This window comes from Pseudomonas sp. R32 (genome assembly GCF_009866705.1).
In the GTDB taxonomy this organism is placed as follows: domain Bacteria; phylum Pseudomonadota; class Gammaproteobacteria; order Pseudomonadales; family Pseudomonadaceae; genus Aquipseudomonas; species Aquipseudomonas donghuensis.
In genome coordinates this window covers 2,932,972-2,953,552 of sequence record NZ_CP019396.1, presented here as the reverse complement: position 1 = coordinate 2,953,552, position 20,581 = coordinate 2,932,972, and the positions used below count along the sequence as shown (strand labels likewise).

Sequence of the window (20,581 nt, the reverse complement as noted above, 5' to 3'; positions counted from 1 at the left end):
TTTCTATAGAAGTGTACCACCAGTAAAAAATCAACTTGTTTTTTTACTGGTCTTTGACTAGTTTGCAATCACCCCCGGGTCCTGGGGCACACCTCACAACAACAAGAAAACGGGCCACGCATCACGTGGTACCGGCAAGAGGAACCATTGATGAAATCGAACCTGCTCAAGCGCTCTCCCTGGCTGTTCGCCCTTGCTGTCGGCGCCGTCCAGGCAGCACCGGACATGGTCGTGGTCGCCTACGGCGGCGCCGGCCAGAAAGCCCAGGATGCGGCGATCTTCAAGCCGTTCAGTGCCCAGGACGGCAGCACGTTGATCCAGAGCGAGTACAACGGCGAAATGGCCCGGATCAAGGTCATGGTCGATACCGGCAACGTCGACTGGGACCTGGTGCAGATCGAAGGCCCGGACCTGATGCGCGGCTGCGACGAGGGCATGTACGAGCGCCTCGACTGGACCCGGCTCGGGCGTGCCGAGCAGTTGATCCCCGATGCCGCTCAGGAATGCGGCTCGGCGGTGCTGGTGTGGAGCGTGGCGATCGCCTACGACCGCAACAAGCTGGCCCAGGCACCGACCTCATGGGCGGATTTCTGGGACGTGAAAAAAATCCCCGGCAAACGCGGCCTGCGCAAGCGGGCGGTGTACAACCTGGAGTTCGCGCTGATGGCCGACGGGGTCAAGGTCGAGGACGTGTACAAGGTCCTGGCCACCCCCGAGGGCGTCGACCGCGCCTTCAACAAGCTCAGCGAGCTCAAGCCCTATATCCAGTGGTGGGAAGCCGGCGCGCAACCGGCGCAGTGGCTGAGCGCCGGCGATGTGGTGATGACCTCGACCTACAGCGGCCGGGTCGCCGTCGCCGCTCAACAGGGCAGCCCGTTGGCCCTGGTGTGGCCGGGCAGCCTATACGGCATGGATTACTGGGCGATCATCAAGGGCTCCAGGCATGTCGACCAGGCCAAGCGCCTGATCGCCTTCGCCAACCAGCCCGACACCCAGGTGCGCTATGTGAAGGAGATTCCTTACGGGCCGACCAACATCCAGGCCGCCGCCGAGCTTGATCCGCAGCTGGCCAGCTGGGTGCCGACCTCCAGGCAGAACCTTGAAGGCGCGCTGTCGATGAACGTCGAGTTCTGGGTCGATCATGGCGATGAACTGGAAGAGCGCTTCAACGCCTGGGCCAGCCGCTGAACCCTCGCCGAGGCTGGACATCGCACGATGTCCAGCCCTATTGTCTGGCCAGCCTTTCGCCTGAGGACAACAATAATGACCGAGACCGAAATCCACCTGCGCCAGGAGCTGGCCGCCTGCTACCGGTTGATCGCGCACTTTCGCATGACCGACCTGATCTTCACCCATATCTCGGTGCGCATTCCCGGCCCCGAGCATCATTTTCTGATCAACCCCTACGGCTTGATGTTCGATGAAATCACCGCCTCCAACCTGGTCAAGATCGACCTTGAGGGCAACGCGGTGCAGGCGTCGCCGTACCCGGTCAACCCGGCCGGTTTCGTTATTCACAGTGCCATTCATGGCGCCCGCGAGGATGCCCAGTGCGTGCTGCACACCCACACCAAGGCCGGTTGCGCGGTGGCTGCGCTGAAATGCGGGTTGTTGCCGGTCAACCAGATTTCCATGGAGTTTTACGGCAAGGTCGCCTACCACGACTATGAGGGCATCGCCCTGGACATGGCCGAGCAGCAGCGCCTGGTGCATGACCTGGGCGACAAGGCGGTACTGATCCTGCGCAACCATGGTTTGCTCAGTGTGGGCCGCAGTGTCAGTGAAGCCTTCCTGCGCATGTACTACCTGGAGAAAGCCTGCGAGATCCAGCTGACGGCGATGGCTGCCGGCGAGCTGGTGTTGCCGACGGAAGAGGTTTGCGCCCACACCGAACGCCAGTTCAACGAGCCAGCGCGGGCCTTGAAGGAAGGTGAGCTGAGTGACCCGGATGGCATGCAACTGGCCTGGTCGGCGTTGCTGCGCCTGCTCGATCGGGTGGCGCCGGGCTATCGCGACTGATCGGGACTTGTTGTACAGTTGTTCAACAGCATCGCGGGGCAAGCCCGCTCCCACCGGAATTGCCCATCCCCCTGTGGGAGCGGGCTTGCCCCGCGAAAAGTCTCCCACCCGAAGAGAACCGCCAATGAGCCAGGAAGCCCGTTACAGCCGTATGGTCCCGGAGTTGCGCAAGGCCAACCTGGTCGAAGCGACCCTGGTGTGTTTGAAGCGGCACGGCTTCCAGGGCGCCTCGATCCGCAAGATCTCCGCCGAGGCCGGGGTCTCGGTGGGGCTGATCAGCCACCACTATTCAGGCAAGGACGAACTGGTGGCCGAGGCCTACATGGCAGTCACCGGCCGGGTCATGGGCCTGATCCGCGAAGCCATGGCCCAGGCCGCGCCCAATGCCCGCGAGCGGCTGTCGGCGTTTTTTCGCGCCTCGTTCTGCGCCGAATTGCTCGACCCGCAGCTGCTCGATGCTTGGCTTGCGTTCTGGGGCGCAGTGAAAACCGCCGAAGCGATCAACCAGGTGCATGACCACTCCTACGGCGAATACCGCAACGAACTGGGCCGGCTGCTGGCGGACCTGGCCAAGGAGGAGGGCTGGCAGGCCTTCAACGCCGACCTGGCAGCCATCAGCCTGAGCGCCTTGCTCGACGGCCTGTGGCTGGAATCCGGGCTCAACCCGGGCACCTTCACCCCGGAGCAGGGCGTGCAGATTTGCGAGGCCTGGGTCGATGGCCTGCAGGCCGGTGGCCGCCGGCGCTTCACCCTGACCGAGGGCTGTTGATCGGTCGTTCAGTAATGGGTACGCTGCTGTCGTGAGTCATACAACAATTCCTATAAGAGACAACACGCAATGACGCCTCGGGTACTGGTCGTCGATGACGATCCGCTTATTCGCGACTTGCTGCACGCCTACCTGTCCCAGGAAGGCTACGACGTGCACTGCGCCGCCACCGCGGAGCAGGCCGAGCATGTGCTCGCCGAGCAGGCCGTCGACCTGGTCATGCTCGACATCCGCCTGCCGGGCAAGGACGGCCTGACCCTGACCCGCGAACTGCGGGTGCGCTCGGAGGTCGGCATCATCCTCATCACCGGCCGTAATGACGACATCGACCGTATCGTTGGCCTGGAATGCGGCGCCGACGACTACGTGATCAAACCGCTGAACCCGCGCGAACTGGTGTCGCGGGCCAAGAACCTGGTGCGCCGGGTCCGCCATGCCCAGGCCGGCAAGCCGCCCAGCGCCGGCAATCACCCGCTCAAGCAATTCGCCGACTGGGCCCTGGACACCGACCGCCGCCGCCTGATCGATGCGCAAGGTGGCGAAACCCTGCTGACCCACGGCGAATTCCAGCTGCTCAGTGTGTTCCTGCGCAACAGCGGCCATACCCTGAGCCGCGACCAGCTGATGGACCAGATCCGCAACCGCGAGTGGGTGCCCAACGACCGCTCCATCGACGTGCTGGTCGGCCGCTTGCGGCGCAAGCTGCATGACGATCCGGCCGAACCGCAGCTGATCATCACCATTCACGGCGCCGGTTATCTGTTTACTGCCAGCGTGGCGGCCTGATCACATGTGGCGGCTGCTCTGGCTCGCCATGCTGATGCCCGGCGCCCAGGTCCAGGCGGCCGAGCGCATCCGCTATTGCGACTACCCGGTGTACCCGCCGATTTCCTGGAGCGACGGCAAGCAGGTGCGCGGCCTGGCGCCGACCGTGGTGCGCCAGTTGTTCGCGCGCCTGGGCTATGAGGTGGAGATCGTCGTGCTGGGCAACTGGAAGCGCTGCCTGCTCGACGCTGCCGCCGGCCGGGTGGATGTGGTGCTGGCCTACAACAGCGATCAGCGCGACCAGGGCATGCGCTTTTCCACGGTGCCGGTACTGCGCGAGGAAGTGGCGGTGTTTTTCAATCGCCAGCGGCCGGTGACCTTCGAGCGCCTTGAAGACCTGGCCAGCTACCGCGGCGGGCTGTTGTTCGGTGAAAGCTACGGCGCGGACTTCGACCGCTTCGTGGCCCGCCACCAGAACATCGAGTGGGTCTCCGACAGCCAGCAGAACTTCGGCAAGCTGATTCGCGGGCGTATCGACTTCGTCATCCAGGAGCGGCGCACCGGCCAGCTGTTCGTCGAGCATTTGCCCGGCGCCGAGGATATCCAGGCCTTGCCCACCGCGCTGAGCGTTGACTACCTGCGGGTGGCGGTGTCGCGGCATTCACCCTTGAGCCAGCACATGGCGCAGATCGACGAGCAACTGCAGCGCATGCGCGACAACGGCGAGATCCAGCGCTGGCTGGAGCAGAGCGAAGTCACCTACCGCGACATGGTCAACCTGCCGGCAGACGCCAAATGATGCGCCTGCAACCCGGTGGCCTGCTGCGGCGCCTGCTGCTGTTCATCCTGTTGTTCAGCCTGTGCTTTACCGTGCTGGCCAGCACCGTGCAGCTGTATTTCGAGTACCGTCGCGAGATGCGCGACATCGACGCGCGCATGGCGTTGATTCGCGCCGGTTACCTGGCAAGCCTTGAACGCAGCCTCTGGGACCTCAACCAGGAGCAGTTGAACGTGCAGCTGCGCGGCCTGGTGGACTTCTCCGATGTGGCGCGGGTGCGCCTGAACAGTGCCGACTTCGACTTGCTGCAGGGCGAAGCGACGCCACAAGGGCCGCTGCGCATCGAGCGTTTCGCGCTGGACTATCAACCGCCTTCGGGACCGTTGCGCCACCTGGGTGAGCTGGAGATCAGCATCGACCTGGGGGCGGTGCACCGGCGCCTGTTCGCCACCGGGCTGACCAGCCTGCTGTGGATGAGCGTGTTCCTCTGCGGCCTGGCGGTGGCGTTGTCGGGCTTGTTTTACCGCCTGGTCACCCGCCACCTGCAAGTGATGGCCGAGTTCGCCCGGCGCATCGGCGCGGGCGACTGGCAGGAGCCGCTGCGCCTGGACAAGCGCCGCTCAAGCCGCGAAGACGAAATCGACACCGTGGCCCACGCCCTGGACGACATGCGCAGGAATATTCTCAGCGACATCGACCGCCGCGAAGTCGACCGCCTAGCCTTGCAGGACAAGCGCGACGAGTTGCAGAAGATGGTCGAGCGGCGCACTGCCAGCCTGATGCGCGCCAAGGAGGATGCCGAAGCGGCGAACCTGGCCAAGTCGCGCTTTCTGGCGACCATGAGCCATGAACTGCGCACCCCGCTCAATGGCATCCTGGGGATGGCCGAATTGCTCCGCGAAGCGGATCTGGACGCCCGCGACAGCAAGCGCCTGGATGCCCTGTACAAGGCCGGCGAAGGCTTGCTGAGCATCCTCAACGAAGTGCTGTACTTTGCCCGCCTGGAGGAGGGCGAAAGCCACCCGGAAGCGGTGGATTTCTCCCTGCGCCAACTGTGCGACGAGGTCATGACCCTGCTCGAACCGCGGGCCCTGAACAACGACACGGTGTTGCGCTGTCGTATCGATACGCAGTTGGCGCCACGTCAACACGGCGCCGAACAGTTCCTGCGCCAGGTGCTCAGCAACCTGCTGGCCAATGCCATCAAGTTCACCGAGGCCGGTGAGGTGAGTGTCGAGGTCCAGGTGCTGGGCCAGGAGCAGGGCCTGCAGCAGTTGCGGATCAGTGTTAGCGACAACGGCATCGGCATCGCCCCGGCGGTGCAAGGGCGGATTTTCGAGCGTTTCGTCCAGGCCAGCGACGCTGTGGCCCGCCGCTATGGTGGCACCGGCCTGGGCCTGGCGATCTGCAAGCACCTGGTGGAACTGCTCGGCGGGCGCATCGGCCTTGAAAGTGTCGAGGGGCAGGGCAGTTGTTTCTGGTTCGAGCTGGAGCTGCAAGCGGCGGCGGCCGAGGCGCCGGCGCTGCTGCCGGCAGCAGCGATCCAGGCCCTGGATGTCCTTGTAGTCGAAGACGTCGAGCTCAACCGCGAGGTGGTGCGCGGCCTGCTGCAGCGCGACGGGCACCGCCTGTGGATGGCCGAGGACGGTGAACAGGCGCTGGAGCTCTGTGCCCAGCGACGCTTCGACCTGATCCTGCTCGATGTGCACCTGCCGGGTATCAGTGGCGTCGAGCTGTGCCGGCAGATCCGCCGCACCCCCGGGCCGAACCGCGCTTGCCGGATCCTGGCGCTGACCGCCAGCGTGCAGCCGGCGCTGGTGCGCGGATTCCTTGCGGCCGGCATGCAGGGCATCCTCGCCAAGCCGCTGAAGCTCGACAGCTTGCGCCAGGCTTTGGCGCAACAGGGGCAGGTGATCGAGGCCGCAGCGGCCGGGCAGGGCATGGACTGGGCGCTGCTCGATACCCATCGCAGCCTGCTCGGTGAGCAAAAGCTCCAGGGCTTGCTAACAGTTTTGCGCGATGCCATCGAACAGCACCAGGGCGCGCTGGCCGAAGCGCTCAAGGCCGGCGACTGCACCGAGGTCGCGCACCTGGCCCATCGCCTTGCCGGCAGCAGCGATTCCCTGGGTTTTCGCGGACTGGCGACGGTACTGCGCGCGCTGGAAGAAGCAGCGCTGGGTAAGCACCAGGCGACCCTGAACGCCCTGCAAGTACCCTTGGCCGAGCAGATACGCCTGGCCGGCGAGACCCTGAAACAGCTGATCCAGTGCTGACGTACAAAAAACTTACGACTTTTTACATCTTCGATCTTCAGGTACAACGCCACCTTACATCGCTTTCCAATAATCGACGGCAACCGCTGCCCGCGGTCTTCGAAGCTTATTGGAGATAATAATAATGAACTGCCGTAAAGCTCAGCCGTCCCCGCACCACCGCCTGTCCCTTCCGCGCTTCAACCACTGTTGAGGTGCCGACATGACTGACTCTACCGAACGTAAAGGCATCCACCTCACCCGTGCGCTGAAAAGCCGGCATATCTTCATGCTGTCGCTGGGCGGGGTGATCGGCACCGGGCTGTTCATGGGCTCGGGGGTGACCATCAACCAGGGCGGGCCCATGGGCGCGATCCTCGCCTACCTGGTGGCGGGTTTCCTGATGTACCTGGTGATGGTCTGCCTGGGCGAACTGTCGGTGCAGATGCCGGTGTCCGGCTCGTTCCAGACCCACGCCACCAAATTCATCGGCCCGGCCACCGGCTTCATGATCGGCTGGGTGTACTGGATGAGCTGGGCGACCACCGTGGGCCTGGAGTTCACCGCCGCCGGCATGCTGATGGTGCGCTGGTTCCCGGAGGTGCCGATCTGGTACTGGTCGGCGCTGTTCGTGGTGGTGCTGTTCGGCCTCAATGCCCTGGCCACCCGTGCCTTTGGGGAAGCCGAGTACTGGTTCTCGGGGATCAAGGTGGCGGCGATCCTCGGCTTTATCATCGTTGGCGTGCTGGTGATCTTCGGCGCCATCCCGCTGACCAGCGGCGAGCCGGCGCCGATGATGAACAACCTGATCGGCGACTCGATGTTCCCCAATGGCCTCTCGGCGGTGTTCGCGGTGATGATGACCGTGGTCTATGCCTTCCAGGGCTGCGAGATCATGGGCGTGGCCGCCGGTGAAACCGACCAGCCGGAAAAGAGCATCCCGCGCGCGGTGCGCAACGTGGTGTTTCGCGTGCTGATCTTCTATGTGCTGGCCATCGTCGTGCTCTCGGCGATTGTACCGTGGCAACAGGCCGGCCTGATGGAGAGCCCGTTTGTGCAGGTGTTCGACATGGTCGGCATTCCCTACGCGGCGGACCTGATGAACTTCGTCATCCTTACCGCGATTCTGTCGGTGGGCAACTCCGGCCTGTATGCCTCCACGCGCATCCTCTGGGCCATGTCCAAGACCGGCATGGCGCCGAAAAGCCTGTCGCCCTTGAGCAAGCGCGGCGTGCCGTTGCGAGCGCTGAGCATCACCCTGTGCTTTGCCCTGGTGTCGCTGATGACCAGTTTCGTCGCCGCCGATACCTTGTTCATGGTGCTGATGGCGGTGAGCGGCATGTCCGGTACCGTGACCTGGATCGTCATTGCCCTGGCCCAGTACAAGTTCCGCCGCGCCTACCTGCAGGGCGGCGGCAAGCTTGCCGACCTCAAGTACCGCGCGCCGCTGTTCCCGCTGGTGCCGCTGCTGTGCATCGCCCTGTGCAGTTCGCTGTTCGTGTTCCTGGCGCTGGATGAGACCCAGCGGCCGTCGCTGTATTGGGGTTTTGGTTTCATCGCAGTGTGTTACGCGGCGTACTTCATCATTCACCGCAAGCGCCAGGGGGTGTTGGCGCCGTCGGTGTAAACCCGGCCACCTAGCATTTTTGTCAGTTGTTGGCCTCGATAACGAGGTATTGAATAAGGGTCGACTTTAACCAGGTCGGCCCTTTTTCATGGCGGTATGCACGCAGGGCCGAAACGTTGTTTCCCCGCACCGAGGCTGTCTGCCATGAATGACTTGCAAACCGATACCATCGAATCCACGACCACCAGCGAGCTGCCGGCACTGTCCCTGTTTGCCTCGGTCGCGCCGGTCAGTGGCTATGACGCGGGCATCAACCTTCATACTCTGAGCACCGACGAGCGAGGTGTGCTGGCGACCGTGCCGCCTTTCACCAACGTGCGCGGCGGTGACGAACTGCGGGTGTACATGGATGCCGACAGCATGCCGGTCGTCGCGCCGCTGGTGCTCGAAGGCTACGACCTCGGCCGGGCCCTGCTCCTGCACCTGCCCGCCGAGCGGTTTACCCCGGGCGCGCATACAGTGCACTACCGCTTCAGCCGCAACAACATCGAGTATGGCACTTCGCGCGACCTCTCGGTTCTGGTCAAGCTGGATCGCCCGGGCGGTTCCGAACCCGGGCACCAGGGCCTGGTCGCGGCAGATGTCGGTGTCAATCCGGTCACTGCTGAACACTTGGAGAACGGCGTCCAGGTGCAGGTCTATTTCTACGAGCACCGCGCCGTTGGCGATGTGATCCGCCTGAGCTGGGGCGGGGTGATGCTGAGCTATACCCTGGTCGAGGCCGATCTCAACCAGCCGGTGGTGTTCACGGTGCCCGGCAGTGTCATTCGCCAGGCCGGCGACAGCCCCAACCTGGTGGTGACCTGGGAAGTGCACGATATTGTCCACAACACCAGCCAGACCTGGGCTCCGCATGTATCGGTGGTGGTCGACACCGGTCATGCGCAATTGCCGGCCGTTTCGGTCACGGGGCTTGATAACGAGGGCTATATCAACCTCGAGGTGCTGGGCAGCGACGACTTGCAGATTCATGTGCAGGCCAGCGCGCCGGCATTCGCCACCGGTGACACGGTCAAGCTGCGCTTTACCGGCTACATCGATTCGGGCGTGCCGACCGTAACCGAGCTGGACCAGACCATCCGCGGGACCTTGCCGCAGACCCTGACGTTCACCATTGCCAATGACAAAGCCTGGGCCCTGGCCAGTGGCCTGGCGGTCGTGGGCTACAGGCTGGTGAAGGCTGGCGGCGAGCAGCACTCGCAGCGCCTGAGCATCGGTTTCAAAGGGCAGCCCAAGGCGTTGACTGTGCCGAGAGTGGCGCAGGCGGAGGAGGGCGTACTGGCCTACGATATTGCCCGGGCTGCGGTGATGATCCCTCATTACCAGGGACGTACGGCGGGCCACCAGATTACTCTGGTGTGGCAAGGCACCCAACTGGATGGCAGACCGACCCTGCATGAGGTTCGGCGTGTGGTGACCGCCTCGGAGGGGGCAGGGGACCGCGAGGTGGCGATCAATGTCGGCACGGAACACATCCGCCTGCTGGAGTCGGGCACGGTCAAGGTCTACTACCAGGTGCGCATGCTTAGCACGCGCAGTGTCGGCTTTCGGCAATCGAACCCGCTGGAGCTGCGCATCAGCGCCGCCGGACTGTTGCCGGCGCCGGAGGTGGACGAGCCGGTCAATGAACTGGACCCGCATTTCTACCCTCTCGGGGTCCAGGTGACAGTCAACTACCCGGGCAAGCACGTAGGCGACAAGGTCACGTTCACCTGGCAAGGCGCCGGACCGGAGAGCAGCTACAGCGAAGCCAAAACCGTCGACAGCAGCGGTGCGCTGCCAGCGTTCCGGGTACCCCAGGCCATCGCCAACGCCGGCCTGGGTAGCACGGTATTGATGCGCTACGAGGTCGAGCCGGCGCTGGGCGGGCGGCCGTTGCCGTCCCAGGAGCGGGCGCTGGTGTTGCGCTCGGTCGCGCCGGTGCCTGAACTGGCGCAACTGCTCGGTATGCAGGATGGCAGCTACGACCCGATGCTTGGCTTGCATGGCGCCCAGGTGCTGATCAGCTACCCCGGCATGCGCGCCAGTGACCGTATTGTCTTGTACTGGAAAGGCGCTGCGGGCGCCGGCTCACCGGTACTGCCTGAGCGCCCGGGCAGTGATACCGGCAGCATCACCATCAGCGTGCCGGCGGCGGCGGTGGCGGCGAACTTTAACGGCGCGGTGCAGTTTTACTATGAGGTGCTGCGCAATGAACTGGCGGCGCTTGAGTCGCCCAGGCAAACCGTGCAAATCGGCGCGCCGAGCGCCGATGATTTACCACGCCCGAGGATCGATGAGGCTAACGGCAGCGAACTGGACCTGGACCTGTTCGAGGGCGATGCCCACATCAGCGTCAGCGCCTGGCCGTTCATTGCCCTGGGCCAGCGGCTGTGGCTGGAGGTGCGCAGCGCCAATGCCACGCTGCCGTTGTTGGTGGACAGCCCGGTAGAGCAGGTGGCGGGACTGACCGTGGCGCTGCCGCGCGAGTTTCTCGACGAGCTCGACGATGGCAGCGCGTTGTCGCTGCACCTGAGGGTCAACTTCGGCGGCGCTGCGACGCTGGATTTCCCGGTCAGGACCTACACCGTGCGCCAGGGGCAACTGCACATCGGTGTCTCCGATTCGGGCCTGGCCAGTTCCGCTTTGCCTGAGGACTGGGCGCTGCCGACCCAGACCTGTGCGGTGAACCTGGTCGGGCGGCCGGGCGCGCAAGGCAGCCTCAGCGTCAATGGCTCGGCACACTTCGACAACGACAGCCAGCAGTTGGACTTCATTCTGGATGCCAAGGGTGAATATATCGCCTGGCTGGGCGACCCCTACGCCGAAACGGTGCTGGTCAGCGCGGTGATCGGCACCGGCCAGGCCCAGCATGTGCCGGTGCGCTTTACCGATGTCTTCCCGTTCGATCAACAGCAGGATGACCGGCGCGTGCGCGCCCGCGCCGCGAGCGGCGCGCTGGCCAACGGTCGCGCAGCCAACCGGGTATGTTTCGATGCCGACGGTTTTGCCAACGCCACCTATGTGCAGGTTGAGCTCAGCGGCAGCGCACGGATTGTCGGCCACCCCGGCCAGGTGGTCAGCCTGCCGTTGACCGAGCTGACCGGTGATTGCCAGTTCGACGTGGTCGACAACGTCGCCGAAGAAGTGACGCTGACCTTTCAACTGCCCCAGGGCGGCAGCTGGACCCGCTTCAGCAAGACCCTGTACTTCTCCAGCCTGGCTTCACGCTATGCGGTCCGGGGGGTGGCGGCCGACGGCATTCCCTGGTTCATGCGCGTCAACCAGATCACCAGTGTCGAAACCAGCCATGTGCGCATCCCGCACATGCGCGAGTTTAGCGATCATCCCGGGGGGCTGGATGGTGGCATTGGCGTACGCGCGATGGACGCCGACAAAAAGGGGCTGCTGGTATTGGTGGAGCCCTACCTGCAAATGGCCGCCGGCGACAAGATTCACGTGCACTTTGGTGATGATGAGGTGCCGGCTACGCCGTTGCCGATTGTGGTACTGCCCAACGAAGTGAATGAACTGGTCACCCTGTTCGTGCCCGCTGCCCGCATTCCCAACGGCGTCAGCGAGGTATGGTTCACGGTCGAGCCGCTCAGCGGCAACAAACGGGCGTCGGCGCGCTTGCGGGTCAAGGTCAAGGTCACCTTGCCCGGCGGCCCCAATCCGATCCCTGGCAGCCCTCATCATGCCGGCTTGATGTCGCCGGACGTGCCCTTCGGCCCGATCGACTGGGAGATGGCCCAGGACGGCGTCACGGTGTATGTCAACCGCTGGCGCTATATGGAAGTCGGCGACACCCTCAACTTGAGCTGGGGCGGGGCCAAGGTCACTCACGTCGTCCAGGAAGGCGAGGTGGGCAAGACCATACCGGTGTTCGTCGACTATGCCACCATCGAGGCGGGCGGCGATGATGAGCGCCTGCTGGTGCTGTACTGGCTGGAAGACGAGGTGGGCAACGAGTCCGATGGCGCCTCGTTGCCCAGCTATGCCTTTGTCGAAGTCAGCCTGCTGTTGTTGCCACGGCCAGGGGTGGCCGGGATTGACGAGGAAGGTTTCCTCGACCTGGGGGCGCTGCAGGGCGCCGATGTCGAGATCTCGGTAATTGCCGATCGGCCGGATTTTCGCGTTGGCGATCAGGTGGTTTTCACCTTCCGCGGTTACACCGAAGACGTGGCGGCGATCCCGCCACATGTCTCCCCCGCGTACCCGGTGGGCATCATTCCACCCCCGCGGACCATTACCCACAAGGTGCCCAACAGCATCGCCGAGTCGATCGCCGGTGGCCTGGCCTATGTCTCCTACAAGGTCACCCGCGACGGGCAGCAGATTCCATCCCGAACCACTGCCGTCGGCGTTCGGGGCAAGGCGGCCGAGTTGCTGCCGCCGGATGTCGACGATCGCCAGGAAGACTTCCTGCCCGACACATTGCCGCAAGCCGTAGTGTGGATTCCGCCGTGGGTGGGCATGTTCGCCGGTCAGCAGGTACGCCTGGTCTGGCAGGGCAAACGGGCCAATGGTCACACCTACGCCTTTATGCGCGACTGGTACCTGACCGGGTCCCAAGTGGACAACCCGGTCGTGCTTATCGTACCGGCCGAGCATATTGCCGCGCTGTCGGGCGGTAACCTGGAACTGTTCTACCGGGTGTACTTCGGCAGCAGCGAGCCGAGGGAGTCCCAGGTGTTGCCATTGTGGGTCGGTGAGCCGGCGCCCGAGCTGGTCGCCCCGAACGTGCCGGAGGCCGAGAACGATACCCTCGACCCGATCGGCATCGTCGTGGCTACCGTCGAGGCGCCCCTGTACGAAGGTATGGCCCCTGGGCAAACGGTATGGATGGAGTGGCTGAGCCCGGTCGCGGGGGCGGACATCATCGACTTCTTCCCGGTGCAAGTTGCCGATGATGTGGCGTTTCCCGTTTATGAGGAGGATATCGTGCCCAGCCTGGGGCACGAGGTGCGCATCCGCTACTATGTTAGCGAGCCGGCGGAACGCCGGCGCTATTCGGACTTCCTGCACCTGGGCATCGGCCCGGTGCTGAGTAACCCGCCACGGCCGCGGATCGAGGAGGCCAATGGCGATGTGCTCGATCTGCTGAGTTTTCAGGGCGATGCGCTGGCGACGGTGGCGAAATGGAACGGGATCAACGAGCGTCAGCGTTACTGGTTTCGTTGCCGTGGAACCGATGCACAAGGTAATGCCAAGACTATCGTCCTGGCTGAAGGGCAACGGGTGTCCGCAGGGGAGGTCAACCTGGGTGTACGCGCTACGCTGAACCGGGCAGATTTGCAGGCATTCGCCCACCAGAGCCGGATCACCCTGGAGATGGCGGTGGCGCTGCGTGAGGATGCCGAAGAATCGCAAGCTATCAGGTTCCCGGTGCGCGAGTACCAGATCCTTCAGGTGCAGATCAGCCTGACCGATCCTAAAATTCTCGAGGCGAGGGGCCAAGTGCTGGAACTGGCCGCCTTCTCCGGTAACGCCACCTTGAGGATTGATCGCTGGCAGGGGATTGTTGCAGGTCAGCAGGTCTGGGTGACACTTGAAGGCAAACTTCAAAGTGGAGGAGACTGGACGCTACCGCTGCTTGTAGCGCATCCGGTGTCTCCGGCTGAGGTGACGGGCGGCATTACTCGCCCGATTTCGCGCTCGGACCTTGAAAAGCTCTCTGACCGTTCGCGTTTGAACATCCACTTGCGCGTGGAAAACATCGAAGCGCCGGTGATTGCTTATGAGATGCGGGTGCGCAGTACGGCGGCCCTGGCGGTCTCTAACGGAGGCTATACCCGTAATATGGTGCCCTTTGTTTATGAAAAGGGCCCCGAGTCAAATGGTGTAACGGTCTTGGGAACACCGGGACAGCGAGTGACACTGCGTGTCAATCCTCCAGCGGGTTTTGTTGGCGGCGCAATCCAGAAAGATGTCACCTTGGACGGGTATGGCGAATGGCATGAAAAGGTTGGTATTCACGGTGCTACCAGCACGACATTTACCGCCGTGCCCCATGGGGGCGTTGCGGTCACCGCGCAGTTGCACTTCCGAGATTCAATGCCCCTAGACATTAGTAACTCCTATCTCCAAGCCCGTGGGGGCTCGGCTAATGGGGCAAGAGCCGACGGTCGGAGCTCGAATCGGGTCTTTTTCTCTAAATTTGCCTACCCTAATCGTCCGGACACCCATAGACGTTTTGTCACCGTCACTGTCTCGGGAGGAGCCAGGATTATTGGGCATCCCGGATCCACTGTGGTAATGCCGCTGTATCAAACGGGGGCGGGCAGCGGTTGGTACGGCCTATGTTGCGAATTTGACGTTACCCATACTCGAGCTGAAGAGGTTGTCATCACCTTTGGAGTATTCGACGGTGTATGGGGGTCGTTTAGTAAAATTATGAGGTTTACTTGATTTAAGCCAGCGCGTGCTGGTGAAGGCCGCCCATTGAGGCGGCCTTTTTTTGCCTGTAGCGAGTTGTTCGAAGTTGTAACAAGTATAGGGTAAGCAATAGGTGAAGATTACTGTTAATCATTTATAAACAAAGTGTTATAGGCGCTTTTTAGGTCTTTACATTGAAATCGGTCGCACTCTTTTCGCTTGTTGAACACTCGTTTAGTATGGCCTCACGCCCCACCCCTCATACCCACCACAATAATTCGAGGCCACCCATGACCCCTCCTGCGTCGCTGCTCAGCCAGGTCGAAGCCGGCATTGCCTGGATCACCCTCAACCGCCCCGACCAGCGCAACGCGCTGGACATCCCCAGCCTGAAAAACCTGCATGCCTTGCTCGATGCCCATAACGCCGACCCGGCGGTGCGCGTGGTGGTCTTGACCGGCACCGGCCGCAGCTACTGCGCAGGCGCCGACCTTGCCGAGTGGGCCGAGGCCCAAGCCCGCGGCGCGCTTGAAAGCTACGGCTGGACCGAAACCGCCCATGCCTTGATGCAGCGCCTGCACAGCCTCGACAAACCAACCATCGCCGCCATCAACGGCACCGCCGTCGGCGCCGGCATGGACCTGACCTTGTGCTGCGACCTGCGCATTGCGGCAGCTTCGGCGCGGTTCAAGGCTGGTTACACCAGCATGGCCTACAGCCCGGATGCCGGCGCCAGCTGGCACCTGCCACGGCTGATCGGCAGCGAACAGGCCAAGCGCCTGTTGTTCCTCGATGAGCTGTGGGGCGCCGAGCGTGCCCTGGCGGCCGGGCTGGTCGGCGAGGTGTGCGCCGACGATCAATTGTTGGCGGTGGCCGCAGAACTTGCCGGGCGCCTGGCCAAGGGCCCGACCTTCGCCTTCGCCCAGACCAAGCAGCTGATCCGCGACGGCGCCCAGCGCACCCTGGGCGAGCAACTACAGGCCGAGCTTGCCGCCGGGCTACTGTGCGGGCGTAGCGAGGATGGCGCCGAAGCGTTGCGTGCTGCCGTCGAAAAGCGCACTGCTAATTTCGTTGGTAAATAAACACTTACAAGTACTTCTTCAGGATCGACTCATGAATTTCCAACTGACCCAAGAACAACAAATGTTGGTGGAAGCGGTACGCAGTTTTGTCGCCAAGGAGTTACTGCCCCATGAGGAGGCCGTCGACCGCGCCGACGAAGTTTCGCCAGAGCTTGCCGCACAGATCCGCGGCAAGGCCATCGCCGCTGGCTTCTATGCCTTCAACATGCCCGAGGAAGTCGGCGGTGGCGGTCTCGATTACCTGTCCCAGGCGCTGATCGAGCGCGAGCTGTCTAAGGTGTCGTGGGCCCTGCATGTGTTTGTCGCGCGGCCGTCGAAGATCCTCATGGCCTGCAAGGACGAACAGATCAACGATTACCTGCTGCCGTGCATCCAGGGCGAGAAGACCGACTGCTTTGCCCTTACCGAGCCGGGCGCCGGCTCCGATGCCAATGCGATCAAGACCCGCGCCGTGCGCGAGGGTGACAACTTTGTACTGAACGGCAGCAAGCACTTCATCAGCCATGCCGGGCATGCCGATTTCGCCATCGTCTTTGCCGTCACCGACACCTACGAGCACAACGGCAAGACGCGCAACGCGGTGACCGCCTTTCTGGTCGACCGCGGCACCCCGGGCATGACCATCCGCCGCGGGCCCAAGTGCGTGAGCAACCGCGGCTATCACACCTTCGAGCTGTTCTTCGATGACTGCACGGTGCCGGCCAGCAAGGTGCTGGGTGAAGTCGGCAAGGGTTGGGAAGTGGCCAACGCCTGGCTCACCGCCGGGCGGGTGATGGTCGCGGCCAACTGTGTCGGCCAGGCCCAGCGCGCCCTGGACGTGTCGCTGCAATGGGCGGCCGACCGCAAGCAGTTCGGCCAACCGATCGGCACCTACCAGGGTATCTCGTTCAAGCTCGCCGACATGGCCACGCAGATTCGCGCCGCCGAGCTGTTGACCCTGCACACGGCCTGGAAGATGGACCAAGGCACGATGACCGATGGCGAGGCGGGCATGGCCAAGCTGTTTGCCAGTGAAGTGCTGGGCAAGGTTGCCGACGAGGCCGTGCAGATCTACGGCGGCATGGGCCTGATGGATGAAGGCCCGGTCGAGCGGATCTGGCGCAATGCGCGCATTGAGCGGGTCTGGGAGGGCACCTCGGAGATCCAGCGGCACATCATTTCCCGTGAACTGCTGCGCCCGCTGTTGCGCTGATCAGGAGCCTGCTCATGTTACGAGACAACCTCAAACGTCTGCTCGCCCCGCGTCACCTGGCGTTCGTCGGCGGGCGCAGCATGGCCCGGGCGCTCAAACGCTGCGCCGAGGGCGGTTACCAAGGGCCGATGTGGCTGGTCAACCCGCAGCACGACAGCCTCGACGGCGTGCCGTGCGTGCGCAGCATCGGCGAACTGCCCTGTGCACCGGATGCGGTATTTATCGCCACCAACCGCGAGCTGACCCTGACCTGCGTGGCCGAGCTGGCCGCCAAGGGGGCCGGCGGAGCGATCTGCTACGCCTCGGGCTTTGCCGAAACCGGCGCCGAAGGCCTGGCCCTGCAGCAGCAACTGCTCAAGGCTGCCGGCCACATGGCGCTGCTGGGCCCCAACTGCTATGGCCTGCTCGACTACCTGCACAGCTCGGCGCTGTGGCCGGTGGCCCATGGCGGCAAGGCGGTGGAGAAGGGCGTGGCGGTGCTGACCCAGAGCGGCAACTTTGCCTACAACCTGTCCATGAGCGACCGCTCGCTGCCGGTGGCCTACATGGCCTCGGTGGGCAACCAGGCGCAGATCGGCATCGCCGAACTGATGGACGCGCTGCTCGATGAGCCGCGGGTGACTGCCATCGGCCTGCACCTGGAAGGCCTGAAGAACGTGCCGGGCTTTGCCCGCGCCGCGCACAAGGCGCTGGTAAAGGGCATCCCGATCATCGCCCTGAAAACCGGGGTGTCGCAAATCGGTGCGGAACTGGCGCTGAGCCACACCAGCTCGCTGTCCGGCTCCGATGCGCTGTACGACAGCCTGTTCGAGCGCCTGGGGGTGATCCGCGTCAGCGGCCCGGTGAGCTTTGTCGAAACCCTCAAGGCCGCTGCCTGCGGCCACTTGCCCAAGGGCGGCAGCCTGATCGCCCTGGCTTGCTCCGGTGGCGATGCCGGGCTGATCGCCGACTATGCCGAACGCAACGATCTGAGCCTGCCGAAGCTGGAAGACGGCCAGGTCCGCGAGCTGGCCCAGGTGCTGCCAACCTATGCCAACCTGGTCAACCCGCTGGACTTCACCACGGCGATCTGGGGCGATGCCGCCGCGCTTGAGCGCATGCTCGACAGCGCCCTGCGCACCGAGGCCGATGCCGCCATGCTGGTGCTCGACTACCCGGCCGAGTTTACCGGCGAGCGCAAGGAGTGCGACCTGCTGCTGGAGCTGTACTGCGCGGCGCTCAAGCGTCATGGCAAGAGCGGTTTTGTCACCTCGGCCTTGCCCGAACTGCTGCCGGCCTTTGCCCGCGAGCGCCTGCATGCCCATGGCATCGCCGCGTTGCAGGGCGTCGAGGACGGCCTGGCGGCCTGGGGGCGGATTGCCGCTTACCAGGGCAAACGCCAGGCGCTGCTGGCGCTGGGCGAGTCGGCGTTGCCGCCGCTGTGCCCGCAGGCGCTGCAGGGCGAGGGCACACTGCTCAACGAGTGGCAATCCAAGCAAGCCTTGCAGGCGTTCGGCCTGCCGGTGCCCACGGGCGTGTTGAGCACCCCGGAACAGGCACTCAAGGATGCTGAAAGCGTTGGCTACCCGCTGGTGCTCAAGGCGGTCAGTGCGCAACTGCCGCACAAGACCGAAGCCGGTGCCGTCGCCCTCAACCTGCGCGACGCCCAGGCCCTGGGCGCGGCGCTGGAACAGATGCGTACGCGGATTGCGGCCTATGCGCCCGGTGTAGCGTTCGACCAGGTGCTGCTCGAACCCATGGCCAGCGCGCCGCTGGCCGAGCTGATCGTCGGTATCAAGCGCGAGAACGACTTCGGCCTGGCCCTGGTGATCGGTGCCGGCGGCATCCTCGTCGAGCTGCTCAAGGACAGCAAGAGCCTGTTGCTGCCGACCACCGACGGCGCCATCCGCAAGGCCGTGCTCGGCCTGCGCAGCGCCGCCTTGCTCCAGGGCTTTCGCGGCCGCGAGGCAGCTGACCTGGAGGCGCTGGTGGCAGCGATCCGTGCGGTCGCCGACTACGCCTGCGAAAACGCCGCGCAATTGCTGGAACTGGATGTGAACCCATTAATGGTCAGTGCCCAGGGCACCACCGCGGTCGATGCGTTGATTCGCCTCGGCCAGGTATAAGGAGATGAACATGCACAACAGCCCATTGACCGGTGGCCAGGCCCTGGTGCGCCTGTTGGCCAACTACGGCGTCGATACCGTGTTCGGCATTCCCGGGGTGCACACCCTGGAGTTGTACCGTGGCCTGCCCGGCAGCGGCATCCGCCACGTGCTGACCCGCCATGAACAGGGCGCAGGCTTCATGGCCGACGGTTATGCGCGGGTCAGCGGCAAGCCTGGGGTGTGCTTCGTCATCACCGGCCCCGGCGTCACCAACGCCGCCACCGCCATCGGCCAGGCCTATGCCGACTCGATCCCGATGCTGGTGATTTCCAGCGTCAACCATACCGCGAGCCTCGGCAAAGGCTGGGGCTGCCTGCACGAAACCCAGGACCAGCGCGCCATGACCGCGCCGATCACGGCGTTTTCCGCCGTGGCCCTGAGCGCCGAGGACCTGCCTGAACTGATCGCCCGTGCCTACGCGGTGTTCGACAGCGAACGCCCGCGCCCGGTGCATATCTCGGTGCCGCTGGATGTGCTGGCCGCACCGGTCGCCCGCGACTGGAGCACTGAAGTGGTGCGCCGCCCGGGCCGGGGCGTGCCGGCCAGCAGTGTGCTGGATCAGGCAGCCGGCAAACTGGCAGGCGCCAGGCGGCCGATGATCATCGCCGGTGGCGGCGCCCTGGCCGCTGCGCAGGAGCTGCAACAGCTGAGCACCCGCCTGGCCGCGCCGCTGTTCACCAGCGTTGCCGGCAAAGGTCTGCTGCCACCGGATGCGCCGCTCAATGCCGGTTCGTCCTTGTGCGTGGCGCCGGGCTGGCAACTGATTGCCGAGGCCGACGTGATCCTCGCGGTCGGCACCGAAATGGCCGACACCGACTTCTGGCGCGAGCGGCTGCAGCTCAACGGCGAGTTGCTGCGGGTGGATATCGATCCGCGCAAGTTCAACGACTTCTACCCCTGCGCGGTGGCTTTGCAAGGCGATGCCCGGCAAACCGTCGCCGCCTTGCTCGAGCGTTTGCCGCACGCGCCGCGCGATGCTGGCGCCGCCATGGATGCCGTCGCCAGCCTACGCCAGGCGGTCAAGGCCAGCCACGGCCCGCTGCAGGCGATCCACCAGGCGATCCTTGACCGGGTCGCGGCCGAGCTGCCGGCCAACGCCTTTATCAGCACCGACATGACCCAACTGGCCTACACCGGCAACTATGCCTATGCCAGCCGGGCCCCGCGCAGCTGGCTGCACCCGACCGGTTACGGCACCCTCGGTTACGGCTTGCCCGCCGGTATCGGCGGCATGTTCGCCACTGAGGACCGCCCGGGCCTGGTGCTGGTCGGCGATGGCGGCTTCCTCTACACCGCCCAGGAACTGGCCACCGCGGTCGAAGAGCTGGAGCGCCCGCTTGTGGTACTGCTGTGGAACAACGATGCCCTGGGACAGATTCGCGACGACATGCTCGGTTTGGATATCGAACCGATCGGCGTGCTGCCGCGCAACCCGGACTTCATCGGCCTGGCCCGGGCCTTTGGTTGCAGCGTGGCGCAGCCGCAAAACCTGGATGACCTGCAACGGGAACTGCGCAGCGGCTTTGCCCGCAACGGCGTAACCCTGATCGAGCTCAAGCACGCTTGCGCGCGCTGAACTTCAACCGCTTTTTT

At 64.3% G+C, this 20,581-nt stretch carries 12 protein-coding genes; all 12 read left to right on the top strand.

Going from position 1 to position 20,581, the window contains the following annotated elements; genetic code table 11:
- Positions 1-150: 150 nt before the first annotated feature.
- The 12 genes from PspR32_RS13890 to PspR32_RS13835 all read left to right on the top strand — a co-directional run bounded on the left by PspR32_RS13890 (position 151) and on the right by PspR32_RS13835 (position 20,564).
- Complete coding sequence (locus PspR32_RS13890) at positions 151-1,188, top strand: ABC transporter substrate-binding protein (RefSeq protein ID WP_010226873.1); 1,038 nt, start codon at positions 151-153, stop codon at positions 1,186-1,188.
- A 75-nt stretch (positions 1,189-1,263) separates the two neighbouring features.
- The gene (locus PspR32_RS13885; RefSeq protein WP_159388714.1) at positions 1,264-2,019 is read left to right on the top strand and encodes a class II aldolase/adducin family protein; all 756 of its coding nucleotides are present in this window, start codon (positions 1,264-1,266) and stop codon (positions 2,017-2,019) included.
- 124 nt (positions 2,020-2,143) lie between these two features.
- The gene (locus PspR32_RS13880) at positions 2,144-2,788 is read left to right on the top strand and encodes a TetR family transcriptional regulator C-terminal domain-containing protein (protein WP_010226876.1); all 645 of its coding nucleotides are present in this window, start codon (positions 2,144-2,146) and stop codon (positions 2,786-2,788) included.
- Between the two features lie 69 nt (positions 2,789-2,857).
- Complete coding sequence (locus tag PspR32_RS13875; protein ID WP_010226877.1) at positions 2,858-3,574, top strand: response regulator; 717 nt, start codon at positions 2,858-2,860, stop codon at positions 3,572-3,574.
- A 4-nt stretch (positions 3,575-3,578) separates the two neighbouring features.
- The gene (locus PspR32_RS13870; RefSeq protein WP_159388713.1) at positions 3,579-4,352 is read left to right on the top strand and encodes a substrate-binding periplasmic protein; all 774 of its coding nucleotides are present in this window, start codon (positions 3,579-3,581) and stop codon (positions 4,350-4,352) included.
- The gene (locus PspR32_RS13865; protein ID WP_159388712.1) at positions 4,349-6,604 is read left to right on the top strand and encodes an ATP-binding protein; all 2,256 of its coding nucleotides are present in this window, start codon (positions 4,349-4,351) and stop codon (positions 6,602-6,604) included. Before PspR32_RS13870 ends, PspR32_RS13865 begins: the two co-directional genes overlap by 4 nt.
- Positions 6,605-6,806: 202 nt before the next feature.
- On the top strand, positions 6,807-8,210 hold the full coding sequence (locus PspR32_RS13860) for an amino acid permease (RefSeq protein WP_159388711.1): 1,404 nt from the start codon (positions 6,807-6,809) through the stop codon (positions 8,208-8,210).
- A gap of 144 nt (positions 8,211-8,354) precedes the next feature.
- Positions 8,355-14,600 (top strand): hypothetical protein, encoded by a 6,246-nt coding sequence (locus tag PspR32_RS13855; RefSeq protein ID WP_159388710.1) that lies wholly within the window; start codon positions 8,355-8,357, stop codon positions 14,598-14,600.
- Between the two features lie 257 nt (positions 14,601-14,857).
- On the top strand, positions 14,858-15,649 hold the full coding sequence (locus tag PspR32_RS13850; RefSeq protein ID WP_159388709.1) for an enoyl-CoA hydratase/isomerase family protein: 792 nt from the start codon (positions 14,858-14,860) through the stop codon (positions 15,647-15,649).
- 31 nt (positions 15,650-15,680) lie between these two features.
- Entirely contained in the window at positions 15,681-16,841 is a 1,161-nt protein-coding gene (locus PspR32_RS13845; protein ID WP_115086548.1) for an acyl-CoA dehydrogenase family protein, read from the top strand.
- A gap of 14 nt (positions 16,842-16,855) precedes the next feature.
- Positions 16,856-18,946, top strand: a complete 2,091-nt coding sequence (locus PspR32_RS13840) for an acetate--CoA ligase family protein (RefSeq protein WP_159388708.1) — start codon at positions 16,856-16,858, stop codon at positions 18,944-18,946.
- 10 nt (positions 18,947-18,956) lie between these two features.
- Complete coding sequence (locus tag PspR32_RS13835; RefSeq protein WP_159388707.1) at positions 18,957-20,564, top strand: 5-guanidino-2-oxopentanoate decarboxylase; 1,608 nt, start codon at positions 18,957-18,959, stop codon at positions 20,562-20,564.
- The last annotated feature ends 17 nt before the right edge of the window (positions 20,565-20,581 follow it).

Excerpts from the sequence above, each read along its gene's own strand:
- PspR32_RS13880 (WP_010226876.1), top strand. The coding sequence starts at position 2,144 with ATGAGCCAGGAAGCCCGTTACAGCCGTATGGTCCCGGAGTTGCGCAAG.
- PspR32_RS13850 (WP_159388709.1), top strand. The coding sequence starts at position 14,858 with ATGACCCCTCCTGCGTCGCTGCTCAGCCAGGTCGAAGCCGGCATTGCC.
- PspR32_RS13860 (WP_159388711.1), top strand. The coding sequence starts at position 6,807 with ATGACTGACTCTACCGAACGTAAAGGCATCCACCTCACCCGTGCGCTG.
- PspR32_RS13835 (WP_159388707.1), top strand. The coding sequence starts at position 18,957 with ATGCACAACAGCCCATTGACCGGTGGCCAGGCCCTGGTGCGCCTGTTG.
- PspR32_RS13845 (WP_115086548.1), top strand. The coding sequence starts at position 15,681 with ATGAATTTCCAACTGACCCAAGAACAACAAATGTTGGTGGAAGCGGTA.
- PspR32_RS13890 (WP_010226873.1), top strand. The coding sequence starts at position 151 with ATGAAATCGAACCTGCTCAAGCGCTCTCCCTGGCTGTTCGCCCTTGCT.
- PspR32_RS13870 (WP_159388713.1), top strand. The coding sequence starts at position 3,579 with ATGTGGCGGCTGCTCTGGCTCGCCATGCTGATGCCCGGCGCCCAGGTC.
- PspR32_RS13865 (WP_159388712.1), top strand. The coding sequence starts at position 4,349 with ATGATGCGCCTGCAACCCGGTGGCCTGCTGCGGCGCCTGCTGCTGTTC.
- PspR32_RS13840 (WP_159388708.1), top strand. The coding sequence starts at position 16,856 with ATGTTACGAGACAACCTCAAACGTCTGCTCGCCCCGCGTCACCTGGCG.
- PspR32_RS13885 (WP_159388714.1), top strand. The coding sequence starts at position 1,264 with ATGACCGAGACCGAAATCCACCTGCGCCAGGAGCTGGCCGCCTGCTAC.
- PspR32_RS13875 (WP_010226877.1), top strand. The coding sequence starts at position 2,858 with ATGACGCCTCGGGTACTGGTCGTCGATGACGATCCGCTTATTCGCGAC.
- PspR32_RS13855 (WP_159388710.1), top strand. The coding sequence starts at position 8,355 with ATGAATGACTTGCAAACCGATACCATCGAATCCACGACCACCAGCGAG.